1 protein-coding gene is annotated in these 23,246 nt (G+C 69.8%); it reads left to right on the forward strand.

All coding sequences use genetic code 11. The features are described from left to right. The first annotated feature begins 118 nt into the window (after positions 1-118). Positions 119-23,209 (forward strand): non-ribosomal peptide synthase/polyketide synthase, encoded by a 23,091-nt coding sequence (locus Q4V64_RS44280; RefSeq protein ID WP_303714341.1) that lies wholly within the window; start codon positions 119-121, stop codon positions 23,207-23,209. The last annotated feature ends 37 nt before the right edge of the window (positions 23,210-23,246 follow it).

Raw genomic sequence — 23,246 nt, forward strand, 5'->3', positions numbered from 1 at the left:
CCCGAGCAACGAGCGTGTGCGCGCCGCAAGGCGACGGGGAGTTTCCCCTTCCTACGGCGTGCGCCTGTTTTCCCCTGCCCTTTTCGCCATGCCCTTTCCTAGTCTCTGAGGAGCTTTCATGGACGCGGAGCCGTCGCGCGCGAGCCGGATCAGTTCACTGCCGGAGCACGTGCAGCAAAGGCTCCGCAACCGGCTCGCGGGCCGCGTCCGGCGCAGGACCATCGAGCCGGCCCACCGCGACGGCGTCCTGCCGCTGTCCTTCGCACAGCAACGCCTGTGGTTCCTTGAGGAGTTCCACCCTCGCGGCACCGGGAACAACTCCGGGGTGAGCCTCCGGCTGACCGGCGAACTCGACGCCGACGCGCTGCGGTCCGCGCTGGAGGCCCTCGTCACCCGGCACGAGTCCCTGAGGACGACGTTCGACACGGTCGACGGCGTCGGCCGCCAGATCGTGCACCCCTCCCTGGAGCTGCCCTTCGAGCTGATCGACCTCTCCGGCACCCCCGAGGACACGCGCACCGCGGAAGGCGAACGCCTGCTCACCGCGCGCATGGCCGAGCCCTACGACCTGCGGACCGGACCCCTGGTGGGCGCCCTGCTCGTGCGGCTCTCCGGCGACGAGCACCTCTTCCTGCTGTCGATGCACCACATCGTCACCGACGGCGCGTCCGTGGAGGTCGTCCTGCGCGAACTGCAGGCCCTCTACGCGGCCGCCCGGCAGGGTGACGTCACCGCCGCCGCGGTGCCCGAACTGCCCGTGCAATACCCGGACTTCGCCGTCTGGCAGCGCGAACGGCTCACCGGGGACGCGCTGGCCGGACACGTGGCGTACTGGCGGGACAAGCTCGACGGCCTCCAGCCGCTGGAGCTGCCCACCGACAGGCCCCGTCCCGCGGTGCGCACGGGAGCCGGAGCGGCCCACACGTTCGAGCTGCCGGCCGACGTCACCGCCGCGCTGCGCGAGCTGAGCCGCACCCATGGCGCCAGCCTGTTCGTCGTCCTGACCGCCCTGGTCCAACTGCTCACGGCCCGTTACAGCAACCAGGACGACATCGCCGTCGGCACCGCCGTTCCCGGGCGGGACCGGGCCGAACTGGAAGACCTCGTCGGATTCTTCATCAACATCCTCGCTTTGCGATCGCACGTCGACGAGAACGTCCCGTTCTCCCGCTTCCTCGCGGACGTCCGGGAAACCGTCCTGGAGGCATTGGACCACCAGGACGTTCCTTTCGAACGCCTGGTGGAACTCCTCGCACCCGAACGCGACACGAGCCGCACACCGCTCGTGCAGTCACTCGTCGTTCTGCAGAACACCCCCGCGGAATCCCTGAATTTCGCTCATCTCCGCGCCGAACGCCTGCCCCTCAACCGTGCCGCGGCCCAGTACGACATCAGCTGGGAGTTCACCGAGGAGGCGGACACCCTCGCCTGCGCCGTCGAGTACAGCACCGACCTGTTCGACGCCCACACCGCCGCCCAGCTCGCCCGCCACTTCGTCACCCTGGCCCGCGCCGCCGGCAGCGACCCGGAGCGCCCCCTCCACGACGTACCGCTGCTCGACGACGACGAGCGGCACCGCCTACTGACCGAGGCCAACGCGACCGCCCGCCCCGACCTGCCCGCGCGCTCCACCATCACCGGCGTCTTCGCCGCCCAGGCCGCCCGTACCCCCGAGGCCACCGCCCTCGTGGCAGGCGGCACCGCGCTGACCTACCGCGAGCTGGACGAACGCTCCAGCCGGCTCGCGCACCACCTGGCCGAGCTGGGCGTACGGCAGGAGGACCGCGTCGCCGTCTGCCTGTCGCGCACCGCCGACCTCGTCGTGGCCTTGCTGGCCGTGCTCAAGGCGGGAGCCGCCTACCTGCCGGCGGACCCCACCCTCCCCGGGGAACGCATCGGCTACATGCTGTCCGACAGCGGCGTGCGCGTCGCCGTCACCGAGGACGCCCACACCAGCCTGTTCACCGGCAGCGACGTGACCACCCTGGTGGCGGTGGACACACAGCGCGCCGCCATCTCCCGCCGCCCCGCCCAGGCACCGCCCGTCGCCCTGTCCCCCGACAGCGCGGCCTACGTCATCTACACCTCCGGCTCCACCGGACGGCCCAAGGGCGTGGTCGGACTGCACGGCGGCCTGGTCAGCCGCTGGGCGTGGTTCGCCGACACCTATCCGCAGTGGAGCTCCTCCGTCGTGTGCGCCAAGAGCGCCGTCAGCTTCCTCGACAGCGCGACCGAGATCTTCGGCACCCTGCTGCACGGCGGCACCGTCGTCCTCGCCGACGACGAGACCGCCAAGGACCCCGCGGCCCTCGTCAGGCTGGTCACGGAGCACCGCGTGGAGCGCATGACACTGGTGCCCAGCCTGCTGTCCGTCATCCTCGACGAGGCCGACCCGCGCGACGTGGGCTCCTGCACCTGCTGGATCAGCAGCGGCGAGCCGCTCACCCGCGCCCTCGCCGACCGCTTCCGGCAACGGCTACCGCACGCCACCCTGCTCAACCTCTACGGCTCCTCCGAGGTCAGCGCCGACAGCCTCGCCTGGCAGGCCGACGGCGGCGACATCCGCGCCGGCACGCCCATCTGGAACAACCAGGCGTACGTCCTGGACCGCCGTCTGCGCCCCGTCCCGGCCGGCGTCCCCGGGGAGCTGTACATCGCGGGCACCGGCCTGGCCCGCGGCTACGCCGGCCGCCCCGCACTGACCGCGGAGCGCTTCGTCCCCAGCCCCTTCACGCCCTCCGAACGTCTCTTCCGCACCGGCGACCTGGCCCGCTGGACCGCCGACGGCACCCTCGAACTCCTCGGCCGCGCCGACGACCAGGTGAAGGTGCGCGGCTTTCGCATCGAACCCGGCGAGGTCGAGGCGGCCCTGCGCGCCCACCCCGCCGTCTCCGAGAGCGCCGTCGCGGCCCGCGAGGACCCGAACGGCTCCGCCCGGCTCGTCGGATACGTCGTCCCGGCACCCGACCAGGACGCACCGGACGCCCCCGCGCTGCGCGCCCACGTACGCGACACGTTGCCCTCCTACATGGTGCCCTCGGCGTTCGTCACCATGGACCGGCTGCCGCTCACCACCAGCGGCAAGCTCGACCGCCGCGCGCTGCCCGCACCCCAGTGGCACGAGACCGCCGACTACGTCGCGCCGCGCACCGCCACCGAGGAGGCGCTGGCCGCGATCTGGACGGAGGTGCTGGGCGCCGAACGCATAGGCGCCGAGGACGACTTCTTCGACCTCGGCGGCCATTCGCTGCTCGCCACCCGTGTCATCAGCCGCATCCGCACCGCGCTCGGCGCCGAACTCTCCCTGCGCGTCCTGTTCGAAGCCCCCCGGCTGGCCGACGTGGCGGCAGCCGTGGACCGCACCACCGGCACGCCCGCTACCGACAGCGCACCCCTCGTGCGCGTCGCCCGAGACGGCGCGCTGCCGCTGTCGTTCGCGCAGGAACGCCTGTGGTTCCTGGACGACTTCGCCCCCGGCGCCGGTGAGTACAACGTGTTCGCGACCCTGCGCTTGACCGGCGCGCTGGACGTCGCGGCACTCCGGGCCGCGGTGAACGGCCTGGTCGCCCGGCACGAGGCGCTGCGCACGACCTTCGACTCGTACGACGGCCAGGGCGTTCAGGTCGTGCATGAGATGTTGGATGTCCCCGTACGCCTCGTGGAGCCGGCGCCCGATCATGTGGAGGAGGCGCTGCGCCGTGAGGCGATGACTCCGTTCGACCTGCGGACCGGTCCGCTGATGCGGGTGCTGGTGGTGCGGGAGTCGGTCTCGGAGCACGTGCTGGTGCTGTCGTTGCATCACATCGTCACCGATGGCTGGTCGATGGGGGTGGTGACGCGTGAGCTGAGCGCGTTGTATGCGGCTGCGGTGCGGGGTGAGGAGGCAGTGCTGCCGGGGCTGCCGGTGCAGTACGGGGACTATGCGGTGTGGCAGCGGGAGCGGTTGGCCGGGGATGCGTTGGAGGGACAACTCGGGTACTGGCGGGGTCAGTTGGCGGGGTTGGAGCCGTTGGAGCTGCCGACGGACCGTCCGCGTCCGGCGGTGCGGTCGTCGGCGGGGTCGACGTGGGTGTTCGAGGTGCCGGCCGAGGTGGCCGGGGACCTGGTGCGGGTGGGGCGGTCCGGCGGGGCGAGCTTGTTCATGGTGTTGACGGCCCTGACGCAGCTGCTGCTGTCGCGTTACAGCGGGCAGCGGGATGTGGCCGTGGGTACGGCGGTCTCCGGCCGGGAGCGGGCGGAGTTGGAGGGGCTGGTCGGTTTCTTCGTCAATACGCTCGTGCTGCGTTCGCGGATCGACGAGTCGCGCTCGTTCGGTGAGCTGCTGGAGGAGGTGAAGGAGACCGTCCTTGACGCGTTCGCGCACCAGGACGTGCCGTTCAGCCGTCTGATCGAGGAGCTGGCGCCGGAGCGGGACACCAGCCGTACCCCGCTGGTGCAGGCCATGATCGTGCTCCAGAACACCCCCGACACCACCTTCGACCTCCCCGGCCTGCACGCGCGGGAACTGCCCACCACCCGGGACGCCTCCCAGTTCGACCTCGCCCTCAGCTTCTACGAGCGCCCCGAGGGCGGACTCCTCGCCGCCGTCGAATACGACACCGACGTGTTCGACGAGTCGACCATCAAGCAGCTCACCGGACACTGGCTCACCCTGGCCGAGGCGGTCACCGCCGCACCGGGCCAGCGCCTCACCGACACCGCGCTGCTGTCGGAGACCGAGACACGGCAACTCCTCGCCGAGTGGAACGACACCACCTGCGAGCACGACCCGAAGTCGATCCCCGAGCTGTTCGCCGAGCGGGTCGCCGCCGACCCCGACGCACTCGCCGTGGTCAGCGACGAGGACCTGCTCACCTACCGCGAGCTGGACGAACGCACCGACCGCCTCGCCCGCCTCCTCGTCCGCAGCGGCGTCGCCGTCGAGTCCCGCGTCGGCCTGGTACTGCCCCGCAGCGTCGACCTGATCGTCGCGGTCCTCGCCGTACTGAAGGCCGGAGGAATCTACGTACCCGTCGACCCCTCCTACCCGCTGGACCGCATCGAGTACGTCCTCGGCGATTGCCGCGCCGACGTGGTCCTCACCTGGCGGGAACTTGCCCGGGAGCTGCCGGTCGAGCCGGGCGTGCAGGTCCTCGTCCTCGACGACCCCGCCACCGCGGCCCTCCTCCGGGAGCACTCACCCGCGCACCTCACCGTCCCGGTCAGCGCCGCCAACGGCGCCTACATCATCTACACCTCCGGCTCCACAGGCCGCCCCAAAGGCGTGGTCGTCACCCACGCCGGAGTCGCCAGCCTGTCCCTGACCCAGCGAGAACGCCTCGGCGTCGACAGGACGAGCCGCGTGCTCCAGTTCGCCTCACCGGGCTTCGACGCCGCCTGGTGGGAACTGTGCATGGCCCTGCTGACCGGTGCGGCACTCGTGGTCGACCCGGAGGACACGGCCGGCGGCGAGCGCGGCGGCCGCCTGAGCGAGGTCACCGCCCTGAGGGAGGTGACCCACGTGACGCTCCCCCCGGCGCTGGTGGCGACCCTCGACGAGGACGCCGTCGCCCCCGACGTGACCATGGTTGTCGCCGGTGAGGCCTGCGCCCCCGAGGTGGTCGACCGCTGGTCGCGCGGACGCCGTTTCGTCAACGCGTACGGCCCCACCGAGACCACCGTCTGCGCGACGATGAGCGCCCCCCTCGAGCCCGGCTCCGGAGTGCCGCCCATCGGCTCACCCGTCGCCAACACCCGCGCCTACGTGCTTGACGAGGCGCTCAGGCCCGTCCCCGCCGGCGTCGCGGGAGAGCTCTACATCGCGGGCCTCAGCCTGGCCCGCGGCTACCTGGAGCGGCCGGGACTCACCGCCGGCCGCTTCGTCGCCAACCCCTACGACCTCGGCACCCGCCTCTACCGCACCGGCGACGTGGTGCGCCGGCGCAAGGACGGGCAGCTGGAGTTCGTCGGCCGCGCCGACGACCAGGTGAAGGTGCGCGGCTTCCGCATCGAGCCCGGCGAGGTCGAGGCCGTGCTCACCGCGCACGAGAGCGTCGCGCAGGCCCACGCCACCGTCCACCAGGACGCCTCCGGCGTCCGGCGGCTCGTCGCTTACACCGTGCCCACGGGAGCGGACACCGGCACTGGCGGACTCCTCGATGCCGGCGAACTCCTCGCCCATGCGCGCGCGGCACTGCCCGACTACATGGTGCCCTCCGCCGTCGTCCAGCTGGCCGCCCTCCCCCTGAATACCAACGGAAAGATCGACCGCAAGGCGCTGCCGGAACCCGAGTTCGGCACCAGCAGCACCTACGTGGCACCGCGCACCACGGTGGAGGAGACCCTGGCCGGCATCTGGGCCACCGTGCTGGGAACCGACCGGGTGGGCGCCGAGGACAACTTCTTCGACCTCGGCGGCGACTCCATTCTCAGCCTGCAGGTCGTTTCCCGCGCCCGCCGCGCCGGCCTCGACCTCTCCTCCCGCGACATCTTCGCCCGCCAGACCGTCGCCGCACTCGCCGAGCACCTCGCCACCGCACCTGGACGGCAGGACGCCGACGGCGCCACCCGCACCGCGGACCAGAGCACCGTCACGGGCCGTGTCACCGCCACCCCCATCCGCCACTGGTTCTTCGACACCCACACCACGGCGCCCGAGCACTTCAACATGGCTATGGCGCTCGAACTGCCCGCCGGCACCGATCTGAGCGCGCTGCGCCACGCCGTGGAGGCCCTCCTCCGCCACCACGACGCACTGCGCCTGACGTTCCCCCGCACCGACACCGCCGGCGCCGTCGGCCCCGAAGGCGGCGGCTGGACAGGGCACATCCGCGAAAGCCTCGACACCGACAGCGTTCTCACCGTCCACGACCTGAGCCGCCCCGGCCAGAACTGGGAACGGCTGTGCGAGGATGCCCAGACCGGATTCCGGCTCCAGGACGGACCGCTGGTGCGAGTCCTGGTCGGCGACCACGGCCCCGCACACCCCATACAGGCCCTGATCGTGGCCCACCACCTGCTGGTCGACGGCGTGACCTGGCGCATCCTCCTGGAAGACCTCCAGCACGCCTACGAGCAGGCCGCCGCGGGCACGTCCGTCGACCTCGGCTCCAAGACCACGTCCGTACATCAGTGGGCCGACCGCCTAGCCGTCCACACGGCGGCAGGAGGCTTCGACGACCAGCTGCCCTACTGGCGATCCGTCACCGACGGCGCCCGCACGGACCTCCCCCTCGACACGCCCGGCGGCGACAACAGCGTCGCCGCGCAACGGTCCGTCTTCCTGTCCCTGACCCCGGAGAGCACCGACATCCTGCTCACGCGCGCACCGGCCGCCTACCGCACCCAGGTCAACGAGGTGCTCCTGACCGCGCTCGCCCGCACCCTGCGCACCTGGACCGGCGATGACCGGGTGGCGGTGCACCTGGAGGGCCACGGCCGCGAGGAGCTCTTCGACGACCTCGACCTCACCCGCACGGCAGGCTGGTTCACCTCTCTCTACCCCATGGCTCTGGAACTCCCCACGCAGGGAGACTGGGCAGCCGCGGTGAAGTCCGTGAAGGAGCAGCTGCGCGCGGTGCCGGACCGGGGCGTGGGCTACGGCGCGCTGCGCTACCTCAGTACTCCCGAGGGCCCCGGCCGGGTACTGGACGATGCCCCGGAGCCGCAGATCACCTTCAACTACCTCGGACGGATAGACATGGCCGCCGGTGGCGACGCCGCCTGGTACCTGTCCACCACCCTCAACCCCGGCGGCGAACACAGCCCCCGAGCACAGCGCACCCACGTCCTGGACATCACCGCAGGCGTCCACGAGGGCAGCCTCGTCTTTTCCTGGGCCTATTCCGCTGGTTTGCATGACGAGGCGACGGTGCGGGGGTTGGCCGAGGATTTCGTGGCTGAGTTGGTGGCGTTTGCGGAGCATTGTTCTGGGGTGGGTGTCGGGGGTTGTTCTCCGTCGGATTTCCCGTTGGTTTCGTTGTCTCAGGAGCAGGTTGATGCGTTGGCGGGGGACGGGCGGGATGTGGAGGATGTTTATCCGCTGACTCCGCTGCAGGCGGGGATGGTATTTCATGCCTTGGCGGAGCCGGGTTCGGGTGCATATGTGGAGCAGTTGGCCTTTGTGGTTGAGGGTGTGCGGGATGGCGGTTTGTTGGGTCGGGCGTGGCAGCGGGTGGTGGGGCGTTCGGATGCGTTGCGGGTGTCGGTGGTGTGGGAGGGGTTGGGTGAGCCGGTGCAGGTGGTGCACCGTGAGGTGAGGGTGCCGGTGGTGGCGTTGGACTGGTCTGATGTGGATGGGGTGGTGCAGGAGGAGCGGTTGCGGGTGTTTTTGGCGGAGGACCGGGCTAGGGGATTCGAGTTGGGTGCGGCGCCGCTGATGCGGGTGGCTGTGGTGCGGTTGTCGGATTCTGCGGTGCGGGTGGTGTGGACGTTCCATCATCTGTTGATGGACGGCTGGAGCAGCGCGGCATTCCTGTCGGATGTACTGGCGGAATACGCGGCGTTGAGCGGGGAGGGAACAGGAGGTCGGGAGCCGGTTGTGCGGGGCGATTTCCGGAATTATGTGGAGTGGTTGGGCCGGCAGGATCAGGTGGCGGGTCGGGAGTTCTGGCGTGGGGTGTTGGCGGGGTTCGGGGAGCCGGTGGGGTTGCCGTTCGACCGGGTTCCTGAGGGGGCGTATCAGGGGCAGTCGGGTGAGCGGGTTGTGGTGTCGCTGTCGGGTGAGGTGTGGGAGGGGGTGCGGGCGTTTGCGCGGCGGTATCGGGTGACGCCGAGTGTGGTGGTGGAAGGTGCCTGGGCGTTGGTGTTGTCGCAGTGTGCGGGCGTGCGGGATGTGGTGTTCGGGGCGACGGTGTCCGGGCGGCCCGCTGATCTGGCGGGGGCGGAGGACATGGTCGGGTTGTTCATCAACACGCTCCCGGTGCGTGTGGATGTGGCTCCGGGGCAGTCGGTGGGGGAGTGGCTGCAGCGTCTTCAGCGGGAGCAGGTCGAGGCGCGGCAGTACGAGTATGTGGCGTTGTCGGACATCGAGACGGATCTGCCGGCGGGCGTCAGCCTCTTCGACAGCCTTGTGGTGTTCGAGAACTACCCAGTGGATGCCGAAGCGGCCGCCCGTGGCGGGGTGGAGCTGCGGGACGTCCAGGTGGTGGAGGCGACGACTTACGCGCTGACTCTGGTGGCGGGGGAGAGCGCCGACAGCCTGGACATGGCGCTTGCTTACGATCCCGCGTTGTTCGACGCGGCGACGGTGGAGCGTCTGGCGGCGCGGCTGAAGCGGGCGGTTGTGGGGTTGACGAGCGAGGGCGGGGTTGCGCTCGGTGCGGTGGATCTGCTGGACGAGGCCGAGTCGGCGTTGGTGGTGGACGAATGGTCGGGCGCGGATGTGGTGGCGCCGGGGCGTTCGGTGGTGGAGGTGTTTGCCGAGCGGGTGGCGGAGTGTCCGGGTGCGGTGGCGGTGGTGTGCGGGGATGAGGTGTTGACCTACGGGGAGTTGGGGGAGCGGGCGGAGCGGTTTGCTCATGTGCTGCGGGATGAGGGGGTGGGAGTCGAGTCGCGGGTGGCGCTGTTGCTCGGGCGGTCGGTGGACGCGCTGGTGGCGATGCTGGGCGTGCTGAAGGCGGAAGCGGCGTATGTGCCGGTGAACGCCGCGTTCCCGGCTGAGCGGGTGCGGGAGGTGGTGGAGGACAGCGGTGCATGTCTGGTGGTGACGCACGGGTCGTTGGAGTACCTGGCGCGGGATGCGGGTGTGCCGTTGATGTCGGTGGACGCGGAGTCGGGTGCCGAGGCCGGTCCGCTGTTGCCGGTTGCGGCTTCGGCGGATGCGTTGGCGTATGTGATGTTCACGTCCGGTTCGACGGGTCGGGCGAAGGGTGTGGCGGTCACGCAGGGTGCGGTGGTGGCGCTGGCGGCCGATGAGCGGTTCCGGTCGGGGGCGCATGGGCGGGTGTTGTTCCACTCGCCGCATTCGTTTGATGCGGCGACGTATGAGGTGTGGGTGCCGTTGCTGAACGGCGGGTGTGTGGTGGTGGCGCAGCAGGAGCTGAGTGTGCCGGTGGTGCGGGAGGCGGTGGAGCGCTATGGCGTGACCGGGATGTGGGTGACGGCGGCGCTGTTCGGGGTCCTGGTGGAGGAGGACCCGGAGTGTTTCCGGGGCTTGGGTGAGGTGTGGACGGGCGGGGATGCGGTGCCGGCGGTGGCGGCGGCGCGGATGTTGCAGGCGTGTCGGGGGACGGTGCTGGTCAACGGGTACGGGCCGACGGAGACGACCACGTTCGCGGTGTCCGGCCCGCTTGCCCACGACGAGACCGCCGCGGGCGTGGTGCCCCTGGGCGTCCGGATGGACGACACCCGCACGTACGTGCTCGATGGCGGGCTGCGGCCGGCCGGAATCGGTGTTGCGGGTGAGTTGTATCTGGGCGGGCACGGCTTGGCGCGGGGCTATGCCGGGCAGGCCGGCCTGACGGCGGAGCGGTTCGTGGCGGATCCGTTCGTGCCGGGTCAACGCCTGTACCGAACCGGGGATGTGGTGCGCTGGCGGCCGGACGGCCGGCTGGAGTTCCTGGGGCGTGGTGACGACCAGGTCAAGATTCGCGGGTTCCGTGTTGAGTTGGGTGAGGTGGAAGCGGCCCTGGCTCGGTGTGCGGGCGTAGGGGTCGCCACGGTGGTGGCCCGTGAGGACCAGCCGGGTGTGAAGCGCCTGGTGGCGTACGTGACCCCGGCGGAGGGCGGGGAACTGGTCCTGGAGGCGGTGCGTGCGCATCTGGCCTCTGTTCTGCCGGAGTACATGGTGCCGTCGGTGTTCGTGGTGCTGGAGGCGCTGCCGCTGACGGCGAACGGCAAGGTCGACCGCCGCGCCCTGCCTGTGCCCGAGTTCGACTCGGGGCAGGAGTACGTCGCCCCGCGCACGCCGGTCGAGGAGAGGCTGGCCGGCATCTGGGCCGAGGTGCTGAGTGCAGAGCGGGTCGGTATCCACGACAACTTCTTCGAGCTGGGCGGGGACTCCATCACGAGCCTGAAGGTGGCCTCCCGCGTCCGTGTGGCCTTCAGCACGGATCTCTCGCCGCGTGCTCTCTTCGACGCCCCGACCATTGCCGATCTCGCAGCGGTCGTGAGGCAGGAGAGCGGTGCGAACGGTGCTGAGGCCGGGCCTGTCCCAGTGAGTCGGGATGGTGAGGTGCTGCCGTTGTCGTTCGCGCAGGAGCGGCTGTGGTTCCTGGACGACTTCGCGCCCGGCAGCACGGAGTACAACATCTCGGCGGGCTTGCGGTTGAGTGGTGACCTCAATGTCGCGGCGTTGCAGGCGGCAGTGGACGGTCTGGTCGCGCGGCACGAGGTGTTGCGGACGACGTTCGATTCGGTGGAGGGGCGTGGGGTGCAGCGGGTGCATCCTACGTTGGAGGTGCCGGTGCGTGTCGTGACACCGGTTGCCGGTGAAGCCGAGGAGACACTGCGCCGTGAGGCGACGACTCCGTTCGACCTGCGGACCGGTCCGCTGATGCGGGTGCTGGTGGTGCGGGAGTCGGTCTCGGAGCAGGTGCTGGTGCTGTCGATGCATCACATCGTCACCGATGGCTGGTCGATGGGGGTGGTGACGCGTGAGCTGAGCGCGTTGTATGCGGCTGCGGTGCGGGGTGAGGAGGTCGTGCTGCCGGGGCTGCCGGTGCAGTACGGGGACTATGCGGTGTGGCAGCGGGAGCGGCTGGCCGGGGATGCGCTGGAGGGACAACTCGGCTACTGGCGGGAGCAGTTGGCGGGGTTGGAGCCGTTGGAGCTGCCGACGGACCGTCCGCGTCCGACGGTGCGCACGGGAGCGGGTGCGATGCACGTGTTCTCGGTACCGCCGGAGTTGGTGTCGCGGTTGGGAGAGGCGGGCCGGGAGGTCGGCGCGAGTTTGTTCATGGCGCTGACGGCGGTGTCGCAGTTGCTGTTCTCCCGCTACAGCGGACAGCGGGATGTGGCGGTGGCGACGGCGGTCTCCGGGCGGGAGCGGGCGGAGCTGGAGGAACTGGTCGGGTTCTTCGTCAACACGCTGGTGCTGCGCTCGCGCATCGACGAGTCCCGCACGTTCGGTGAACTGCTGGAGGAAGTGAAGGGCACTGTTCTGGATGCGTTCGCGCATCAGGACGTGCCGTTCAGCCGTCTGATCGAGGAGTTGGCGCCGGAGCGGGACACCAGCCGCACGCCGCTCGTTCAGGCGATGGTGACCTTGCAGAACACGCCCAGTGCGTCCTTCGAGCTGCCCGGACTGTGCGTGGTCGACCACGATGTGCCGCGGGAGTCGGCCCAGTTCGACATGACCTTGCAGTTCCAGGAGGACGGTCAGGGCGGGCTGGTCGCTGCGGTCGGCTTCAGCACTGACTTGTTTGATCGGGTGTCGGTGGAGCGGTTGTGTGGGGATTGGTTGGTGTTGGCTGAGGGGTTGGTGTCGGGGGTTGGTGTGCCGGTGGGTGGGGTGTTGCTGGCCGGTGGTGGGGTGGAGCGGTGGGGTGTTGCGGGTGGTGTGTTCGGGGTGCGGTCGGTGGTGGAGTTGTTCCGGGAGCGGGTGGTGGAGCGTCCGGGTGCGGTGGCGGTGGTGTGTGGGGATGTGTCGTTGACGTATGGGGAGTTGGGTGAGCGGGTGGAGTGGTTGGCTGGGGTGTTGCGGGGTGCTGGTGTGGGTGTGGAGTCGCGGGTGGGTGTGTGTTTGTCGCGGTCGGTGGATGTGGTGGTGGCGGTGTTGGCGGTGTTGCGGGCGGGGGGTGCGTATGTGCCGTTGGATCCGGGGTATCCGGTGGAGCGGCTGGCGTTCATGGTGGCCGATTCCGGGGTGGGGCTTGTCCTGGCCGATCATGTGCCGGCGGTTGAGGGCGTGGGGCTGCTGCGGTTGGATGCGCTTCCCGAGGGGCCGGTGGGGGCGGTGGTGTGGGGGGAGCCGTCGGTGGAGTCGGCGGCGTATGTGATCTATACGTCGGGGTCGACGGGTCGGCCGAAGGGTGTGGTGGTCTCGCGTGGGGCGATGGCGTCGTTGGTGGAGTGGGCGTTGTCGTTGGGTGAGGAGATGTTTGAGCGGGTGTTCTTCTCCACGTCGCTGAACTTTGATGTGTCGGTGTTCGAGTTGTTCGGTGCGCTGGCGGCGGGTGGCACGGTGGATGTGGCGCGGGATGTGCTGGAGCTGGCGGAGCGTGAGGGGGGCTGGTCGGGGAGTCTGGTTTCGGCGGTGCCTTCCGCGCTGGCGGCGGTGCTGGCTGAGGACGCGCTTGAGGTCAGGGCTGGGCATGTGGTGCTGGCGGGGGAGGCCTTCCCGGCCAGCTTGGCGGAGCGGATCGGGCGGGTTCTGCCGGGGGCGCGGGTGGCGAACATTTATGGGCCGACTGAGGCGACGGTGTATGCGGCGGGCTGGTTCGCGGAGGGGGAGGTGTTGCCGGCGGGTGCGGTGGTGCCGATCGGGGGGCCGGTGGCGGGGAAGGTGTTGCGGGTGCTGGATGCCCGGCTGCGGCCGGTCCCGGTGGGGGTGTGGGGGGAGTTGTATATCGGTGGTCAGGGTGTGGCGCGCGGCTATCACGGCCGTGCGGCACTGACCTCTGAGCGGTTTGTGGCGGATCCGTTCATGCCGGGGCGGCGGTTGTATCGGTCGGGGGATGTGGTGCGGTGGGGTGCGGACGGGGTGCTGGAGTATGCCGGCCGTGGGGATGATCAGGTCAAGGTGCGCGGTTACCGCATCGAACTCGGCGAGATCGAGGCCGCTCTCACGAGCTGTCCGCAGGTTGGCCATGCGGCGGTTGTGGCGCGGGAGGATCAGCCGGGTGTGAAACGGCTGGTGGCCTACCTGGTCCCGGCACCGGGCGCGGCAGTGGCGGTGGACGCGGTCCGTGCCCGACTCGCCGAACAGCTTCCGGAGTACATGGTCCCGGCGGCGTTCGTGATTCTGGATGCGTTGCCGTTGAACGCGAACGGCAAGCTGGATCGCGGGGCGCTGCCCGCCCCCGAGCTGCCGGCCGGACAGGGCCGCACCGCGCCGCGCACCCCGGTGGAGGAGGTCCTGGCGGCGGTCTGGCAGCAGGTGCTGGGTGTCGACCGGGTCGGCGTCCACGACAACTTCTTCGACCTGGGTGGGGATTCGATTCTCAGTCTCCAGGTGGTGGCCCGGGCTCGCCGCGATGGTTTGAGTCTGACGTCGCGTGATGTGTTTGCGCGGCCGACGGTGGCGGGGCTGGCGGTGGGTGTGGAGTCTGTGGACGCGGGCCGTGGGGTGCGTGCGGAGCAGGGGGTGGTGTCGGGTGAGGTGGCGGCGACGCCGGTGCGGGAGTGGTTCTTTGCCACGCATCCGGTGGCACCGGGGCACTTCAACATGTCGATGGGGTTCGAGGCGGCTCCCGGCATCGACGTGTCCGCCCTGCGCGCGGCGGTCGACGCCCTGCTGACCCACCACGACGCCCTGCGCATGGTGTTCCCCCGGCGGCACTCGGGCTGGAGTTCCGAGCTGCAGCCCAGCGTCGATGTCCGCGACGTGCTTCAGGTGCACGATCTGTCGGACAGCGTGGACGCCGAGACGCGTTGGCATGAGCTTGTCGTTGCGGCGCAGTCCGGACTGGATCTCGCCCAAGGGCCGCTGGTGCGCGTACTCCTCGGGCAGCGGGGTTCCGGCCGCGCCGCGTGGTTGTTCGTCACGGCGCACCACTTGGTGATGGACGGCGTCTCGTGGCGGGTGCTGTGGGAGGACCTGGAGGCGGCGTACGGGATGGCCGTTGCCGGACGTCCGGTGCAGCTGGGGGAGAAGAGCTCGTCCGTGCGGCAGTGGGCCGAGCGGATCCACCGGCATGTCGCCGAGGGCGGGTTCGACGACCAGGTCGAGTACTGGCGATCCGCCACCGAGGGCGCGGTCGTCGACCTGCCCGTGGATCGCTCGGGCGGTGACAACACCGTTGCTACTCAGCGGCTTGTTTCGGTGTCGTTGAGTGCGGAGCAGACCGAGGCGCTGTTGCTGCGGGTGCCGGCGGTGTACCGCACCCAGGTCAACGAGGTGCTGCTGACTGCCTTCGCGCGCATCCTGCGCACCTGGACGGGGCGTGACCGGGTGGCGGTGAACCTGGAGGGCCACGGTCGCGAGGAGCTCTTCGACGACATCGACCTCATCCGCACGGTCGGCTGGTTCACCGCGATTCACCCGGTGGCCCTGGAGCTGCCCGGCAGCAACGGCAATGCCTCCGGCGGCGATTGGGCCGCAGATGTCAAGGCGGTCAAGGAGCACTTGCGTGCGGTGCCGGACCGCGGCGTGGGCTACGGCGCGCTGCGCTACCTGAGCGCACCCGGAACCCCCGGACACACCCTGGCCGGCAGTCCCCAGCCGCAGATCAGCTTCAACTACCACGGCCAGTTCAACGTGGGCGGCGAGAGCACCGGAAACACCGGTCTGCTCCGCGGCCCCCTCGGCATCGAGGGACAGGAACACGCACCGGACGAGATACGCACCCACCTGATCGACGTCGTGGGCGCCGTCCAGGATGGTCAGCTCACCTTCTCCTGGGCGTACTCGGCTGATTTGCATGATGAAGAGACGGTGCGGGGATTGGCGGAGGGTTTTGCCGCCGAGTTGGTGTCGTTTGCGGAGCATTGTGCCGTGGAGGGTGTGGGGGGTTGTTCTCCGTCGGATTTCCCGTTGGTTTCGTTGTCTCAAGAGCAGGTGGATCTGCTGGCTGGGGACGGGCGGGGTGTCGAGGACGTGTATCCGCTGACTCCGTTGCAGGCGGGGATGGTGTTCCATGCGTTGGCGGAGCCGGGTTCGGGTGCATATGCGGAGCAATTGGCGTTTGTTGTTGAGGGTGTGCGGGACGTTGGCTTGTTGGGGCAGGCGTGGCAGCGGGTGGCGCGGCGTCTGGATGCGTTGCGAGTGTCGGTGGTGTGGGAGGGAGTGGGCGAGCCGGTGCAGGTGGTGCATCGCGAGGTCACGGTGCCGGTGGTTGAGTTGGACTGGTCGGGTGTGGATGAGGTGGGGCAGGAGGAGCAACTGCGGGAATTCCTACGGGAGGACCGGGGCCGGGGTATTGAGCTGGGCGTTCCGCCGTTGATGCGGGTGGCTGTGGTTCGGGTCTCGGATTCTGTGGTGCGGGTGGTGTGGACGTTCCATCATCTGTTGATGGACGGCTGGAGCAGTGCGGCATTCCTGTCGGATGTACTGGCGGAATACGCGGTGTTGAGCGGGGGTGGAACGCGGGGTCGGGAGCTCGTTGTTCGGGGCGCTTTCCGTGACTATGTGGAGTGGTTGGGCCGGCAGGATCAGGTGGCTGGTCGGGAGTTCTGGCGTGGGGTGCTGGCGGGGTTCGAGGAACCGGTGGGGTTGCCGTATGACCGGGTTCCCGAGCGCTCGCATCGGGGGCAGTCGAGTGAGCGTGTGGTGTTGTCGTTGTCGGGTGGGGTGTGGGAGGGGGTGCGGGCGTTTGCGCGGCGCCTTCGGGTGACCACGAATGTGGTCGTGGAGGGCGCGTGGGCGTTGGTGCTGTCGCAGTGGGCGGGTGTGCGGGATGTGGTGTTCGGGGCGACGGTGTCGGGGCGGCCCGCTGATTTGGCGGGGGTGGAGAAGATGGTGGGGTTGTTCATCAACACGCTTCCGGTGCGTGTGGATGTGACTCCGGGGCAGTCAGTGGGTGCGTGGTTGCAGCGTCTTCAGCGGGAGCAGGTCGAGGCGCGGCAGTACGAGTACGTGGCGTTGTCCGAGATCGAGACCGACCTGCCGGCGGGTGTCGGCATGTTCGACAGCCTGGTCGTGTTCGAGAACTACCCCGTGGACACGGAGGCCGCTGCGCTGAACGAGCTGTCGGTGCGCGGGTTCGAGGCGGTCGAGGCGACCAACTACGCCCTCACCCTTGTGGCGGGGGAGAGCGGCGACAGCCTCGATATGGCGCTTGCCTACGACCCTGCCCTGTTCGACGCGGTGACGGTGGAGCGTCTGGCTGGGCGCCTGGAACGGGCTGTTGCGGGTCTGGCTGGTGATGAGGAGGTTGCGCTCGGCGCGGTGGAGATGCTGGGTGAGGGCGAGCGGGCGTTGGTGGTGGACGAGTGGTCGGGCGTCGTGGGTACGGCGTCGGGGCGTTCGGTGGTGGAGGTGTTTGCGGAGCGGGTGGTGGAGTGTCCGGGTGCGGTGGCGGTGGTGTGTGGGGACACGTCGTTGACCTATCGGGAGTTGGGGGAGCGGGCGGATCGGTTGGCGTGTGCGTTGCGGGCTGCTGGTGTGGGTGCGGAGTCGCGGGTCGGACTGCTGCTGGGGCGGTCGGTGGATGTGGTGGTGGCGATGCTGGCGGTGCTGAAGGCGGGGGCGGCGTACGTCCCGGTGAATTCCGGCTTCCCCGCGGAGCGGGTGCGGCAGGTGGTGGAGGACAGTGGCGCCCAGCTGATCGTGGCCGACGACGAGCTGCGCGAGCTCGGACTAGTGGCGGGTGTGCCGTTGGTGTCGGTGGACGCGGAGCCGACGGCGGATGTGGTGTTGCCATCGCGAGTGCCGCCAGGGTCGTTGGCGTATGTGATGTTCACGTCGGGGTCGACGGGGCGGGCCAAGGGCGTGGCGGTCACGCAGGGCGCCGTGGTCGCGCTGGCGGCCGACGAACGGTTCGGCTCCGGGGCGCATGGGCGGGTGTTGTTCCACTCGCCGCATTCGTTCGATGCGGCGACGTATGAGGTGTGGGTGCCGTTGCTGAACGGCGGGTGTGTGGTGGTGGCGGAGGGTGAGCTGAGTGTGCCGGTGGTGCGGGAGGCGGTGGAGCGCTATGGCGTGACCGGGATGTGGGTGACGGCGGCGTTGTTCGGGGTGCTGGTGGAGGAGGATCCGGAGTGTTTCCGGGGGTTGGGTGAGGTGTGGACGGGCGGGGATGCGGTGCCGGCGGTGGCGGCGGCGCGGATGTTGCGGGCGTGTCCGTCGACGGTGTTGGTGAATGGGTATGGTCCGACGGAGGCGACGACGTTCGCGGTGTCCGGCCCCCTGGCACACGAGGAGGTCGTCGCAGGATCGGTGCCGCTGGGTGTGCCGATGGACGACACCCGCGCCTATGTTCTGGACGCGGGGCTGCGGCCGGTCGGGGTCGGTGTTGCGGGTGAGTTGTATCTGGGCGGGCACGGTCTGGCCCGCGGCTACTTCGGGCGAGCCGGCCTGACCGCCGAGCGGTTCGTCGCCGACCCCTTCACACCCGGCCGGCGCCTGTACCGGTCGGGGGATGTGGTGCGGTGGCGGCCGGAGGGGCGGCTGGAGTTCCTCGGCCGTGGGGACGACCAGGTGAAGATCCGTGGTTTCCGGATCGAGCCGGCCGAGGTGGAAGCCGCCCTGGCCCGCTGCGCAGGGGTGGGGCTGGCCACGGTGGTGGCCCGTGAGGACCAGCCGGGTGTGAAGCGCCTGGCGGCGTATGTGGTGCCGGACGACGCCTCGGTCGAGATGGACGCTGTACGGGCCGAGCTTGCGCGGTCGTTGCCGGAGTACATGGTGCCGTCGGTGTTCGTGGTGCTGGAGGCGCTGCCGCTGACGGCGAACGGCAAGGTCGACCGCCGCGCCCTGCCCGTGCCCGAGTTCGACTCGGGGCAGGAGTACGTCGCGCCCCGTACGCCGGTCGAGGAGAGGCTGGCCGGCATCTGGGCCGAGGTGCTGGGCATCGAGCGTGTCGGTATCCGGGACAGCTTCTTCGACCTGGGTGGGGACTCCATCACGAGCCTGAAGGTGGCCTCCCGCATCCGTGTGGCGTTAGGCGTGGGGCTTTCGCCGCGTGCCCTTTTCGACGCCCCGACCGTTGCCGATCTCGCCGTTGTTGTGGGGCAGGAGAGCGGGTCGGTCGGTGCTGAGGCCGGGCTTGTTCCGGTGCGGCGGGACGGTGGGGCGTTGCCGTTGTCGTTCGCGCAGGAGCGGCTGTGGTTCCTGGACGACTTCGCGCCCGGCAGCACGGAGTACAACATCTCGGCGGGCTTGCGGTTGAGTGGTGACCTCAATGTCGCGGCGTTGCAGGCGGCGGTGGACGGTCTGGTCGCGCGGCACGAGGTGTTGCGGACGACGTTCGATTCGGTGGAGGGGCGTGGGGTGCAGCGGGTGCATCCTGCGTTGGAGGTGCCGGTGCGTGTCGTGACACCGGTTGCCGACGAGGTCCGAGAGACCCTGCAGCATGAGGCCACGATCCCCTTTGATCTGCGGACCGGTCCGCTGATGCGGGTGCTGCTCGTACGGACTACACCCACAGAGCACATCCTTGTCCTGTCGATGCACCACATCGTCACCGATGGCTGGTCGATGGGGGTGGTGACGCGTGAGCTGAGCGCGTTGTACGCGGCGGCGGTGCGGGGTGAGGAGGTCGTGCTGCCGGGGCTGCCGGTGCAGTACGGGGACTATGCGGTGTGGCAGCGGGAGCGGCTGGCCGGGGATGCGTTGGAGGGACAACTCGGCTACTGGCGGGGGCAGTTGGCGGGGTTGGAGCCGTTGGAGCTGCCGACGGACCGTCCGCGTCCGACGGTGCGCACGGGAGCGGGTGCGATGCACGTGTTCTCGGTACCGCCGGAGTTGGTGTCGCGGTTGGGGGAGGCGGGCCGGGAGGTCGGCGCGAGTTTGTTCATGGCGCTGACGGCGGTGACGCAGTTGCTGTTCTCCCGCTACAGCGGACAGCGGGATGTGGCGGTGGCGACGGCAGTCTCCGGGCGGGAGCGGGCGGAGCTGGAGGAACTGGTCGGGTTCTTCGTCAACACGCTGGTGCTGCGCTCGCGCATCGACGAGTCCCGCACGTTCGGTGAACTGCTGAGCGAGGTGCGGGACACGACCCTGGACGCCTTCACGCACCAAGACGTCCCCTTCAGCCGTCTGATCGAGGAGTTGGCGCCGGAGCGGGACACCAGCCGCACGCCGCTCGTCCAGGCGATGGTGACCTTGCAGAACACGCCCAGTGCGTCCTTTGAGCTGCCTGGTCTCACCGTTACAGCCGGTGATATCCCAAGGGAGTCGACCCAGTTCGATATCAGCCTCCAGTTCCAGGAGGACGGCCAGGACGGGCTCGTCGTAGCGACTGAGTTCAGCACTGATTTGTTTGATCGGGTGTCGGTGGAGCGGTTGTGTGGGGATTGGTTGGTGTTGGCTGAGGGGTTGGTGTCGGGGGTTGGTGTGCCGGTGGGTGGGGTGTCGCTGGCCGGTGGTGGGGTGGAGCGGTGGGGTGTTGCGGGTGGTGTCTTCGGGGTGCGGTCGGTGGTGGAGTTGTTCCGGGAGCGGGTGGTGGAGCGTCCGGGTGCGGTGGCGGTGGTGTGCGGGGATGTGTCGTTGACGTATGGGGAGTTGGGTGAGCGGGTGGAGTGGTTGGCTGGGGTGTTGCGGGGTGCGGGTGTGGGTGTGGAGTCGCGGGTGGGTGTGTGTTTGTCGCGGTCGGTGGATGTGGTGGTGGCGGTGTTGGCGGTGTTGCGGGCGGGGGGTGCGTATGTGCCGTTGGATCCGGGGTATCCGGTGGAGCGGCTGGCGTTCATGGTGGCCGATTCCGGGGTGGGGCTCGTCCTGACTGATCATGTGCCGGCGGTCGAGGGTGTGGAGCTGCTGCGGTTGGATGCGCTTCCCGAGGGGCCGGTGGGGGCGGTGGTGTTCGGGGAGCCGTCGGCGCATGCTGCGGCGTATGTCATCTACACGTCGGGGTCGACGGGTCGGCCGAAGGGTGTGGTGGTCTCGCGTGGGGCGATGGCGTCGTTGGTGGAGTGGGCGTTGTCGTTGGGTGAGGAGATGTTTGAGCGGGTGTTCTTCTCCACGTCGCTGAACTTTGATGTGTCGGTGTTCGAGTTGTTCGGTGCGCTGGCGGCGGGTGGCACGGTGGATGTGGCGCGGGATGTGCTGGAGCTGGCCGAGCGTGAGGGGGGCTGGTCGGGGAGTCTGGTTTCGGCGGTGCCTTCCGCGTTGGCGGCGGTGCTGGCCGAGGACGCGCTTGAGGTCAGGGCCGGGCATGTGGTGCTGGCCGGGGAGGCCTTCCCGGCCAGCTTGGCGGAGCGGGTCGGGCGGGTTCTGCCGGGGGCGCGGGTGGCGAACATCTACGGGCCGACTGAGGCCACCGTCTACGCGGCGGGTTGGTTCGCGGAGGGGGAGGTGTTGCCGGCGGGTGCGGTGGTGCCGATCGGGGGGCCGGTGGCGGGGAAGGTGTTGCGGGTGCTGGATGCCCGGCTGCGGCCGGTGCCGGTGGGGGTGTGGGGGGAGTTGTATATCGGTGGGCAGGGTGTGGCCCGCGGCTATCACGGGCGTGCGGCACTGACCTCTGAGCGGTTTGTGGCGGATCCGTTCATGCCGGGGCGGCGGTTGTATCGGTCGGGGGATGTCGTGCGGTGGGGTGCGGGCGGGGTGCTGGAGTACGCCGGCCGTGGGGATGATCAGGTCAAGGTGCGTGGTTACCGTATCGAGTTGGGTGAGATCGAGGCGGCTCTGGCCCGGTGTGTGGGGGTGGGGCAGGCGGCGGTGGTGGCGCGGGAGGATCAGCCGGGTGTGAAACGGCTGGTGGCCTACCTGGTCCCGGCACCGGGTGGCGTGGTGGCGGTGGATGGGGTCCGTGCCCGACTCGCCGAACGGCTCCCGGAGTACATGGTCCCGGCGGCGTTCGTGGTCCTGGAGGAACTGCCGTTGAATGCGAACGGCAAGCTGGATCGCGGGGCGTTGCCGGCTCCGGAGCTGCCGGCAGGACAGGGCCGCACCGCACCGCGTACTGCGGTGGAGGAGGTCCTGGCGGCGGTCTGGCAGCAGGTGCTGGGTGTCGACCGGGTCGGTGTCCACGACAACTTCTTCGACCTGGGTGGGGATTCCATTCTCAGTCTCCAGGTGGTGGCCCGGGCCCGCCGTGCGGGACTCAGCCTGACCTCCCGAGACCTCTTCATGCGACCCACCATCGCCGCCCTGGCTGCGGAAGTGACCGTCGCGGAGACGAGCGAGGACACGGGAGACGCACACGAGGATGTGGTCTGCGGGCCCGTTGCGACGACCCCGGTCCGCGAGTGGTACTTCCGATCGCACCCGGTGGCACCCGAGCACTTCAACATGTCGATGTCGTTCGCCCTGCCGGACGGCACGGACTTGGGAGCGCTGCGGACCGCCCTCACAGCCGTGCTGCAGCACCATGACGCGTTGCGGAGCACGTTCTCCCGTACGGCTTCGGGAGACTGGGTCGGAGAGATCGCGCCGAGTACCGACGTGGATCAGGTGCTCACCGTCCACGACCTCTCTGCGGCCTCCGACGCGGATGCTGCCTGGGACGAACTGGTGGTCGGCGCACAGTCCGGGCTCGACCTCGGCCGTGGGCCGCTGCTGCGTGCCGTGGTCGGCAAGAGGGGGAGCGACGGTCGCGACCGGTTGCTGCTGACCGCGCATCACCTGGTGATCGACGGGGTGTCGTGGCGGATCCTGCTGTCCGACCTCGCCACCGCGTACGAGCAGGCGCTGGCCGCCTCTCCGGTCGACCTCGACCCGAAGAGCACTTCCGTACGGCAGTGGGCGCAGCGGCTCCACCAGTATGTCGCCGACGGTGGCTTCGACAACCAGGTCTCCTACTGGCAGTCGGTGCTTGCCGGGGCGGAGACGCGGCTGCCGATGGACCTGCCGGGCGTGAACACCGTGGCCGCTCAGTCCGCGGTGTCCGTCTCGCTCAGCGAGGAGGACACGCAGACTCTGCTCTACCGCGTTCCCGGCATGTACCGCACGCAGATCAACGACGTCCTGCTGGCCGCGCTCACGCGCGTGCTGGAACGGTGGACGGGGCGCAGCCGGGTGGCGGTGAACCTGGAGGGGCACGGCCGCGAGGAGCTGTTCGACGACCTCGATCTCACCCGCACGGTCGGCTGGTTCACCTCGATCTACCCGGTCGCCCTGGAACTGCCCGAGGACCACGGGTGGGCCGCGACGGTGAGGTCGGTGAAGCGGCAGCTGCGCGCGGTGCCGGACCGGGGCGTGGGCTACGGCGCACTGCGCTACCTCAGCGCTCCCGAGGGCCCCGGCCGGGTGCTTGCCGACGACCCGGAACCGCAGATCAGCTTCAACTACCTCGGACAGGCCGTCGGCGGATCAGCCGACGCCGAAAGCGGCCTGCTGAGCACCCGGACCCGCACCGACGGCCAGGACCACAGCCCACAGCAGGAACGCAACCACCTGATCGATGTCGTCGCCGCTGTGGACGAGGGCCGCCTGCACGTCACCTGGTACTACTCCACCGCGATCCACCGTGCGGCGTCCGTGGAGGCGCTGGCTCAGGACTATGTGGCCACCCTGCGGAGCGTGATGCGGCGGTAGGGGAACCACACCCCCGCCCCCGCACCACCGCGCCCGC

The sequence above is a fragment of the Streptomyces sp. NL15-2K genome, from assembly GCF_030551255.1.
In the GTDB taxonomy this organism is placed as follows: Bacteria; Actinomycetota; Actinomycetes; order Streptomycetales; family Streptomycetaceae; genus Streptomyces.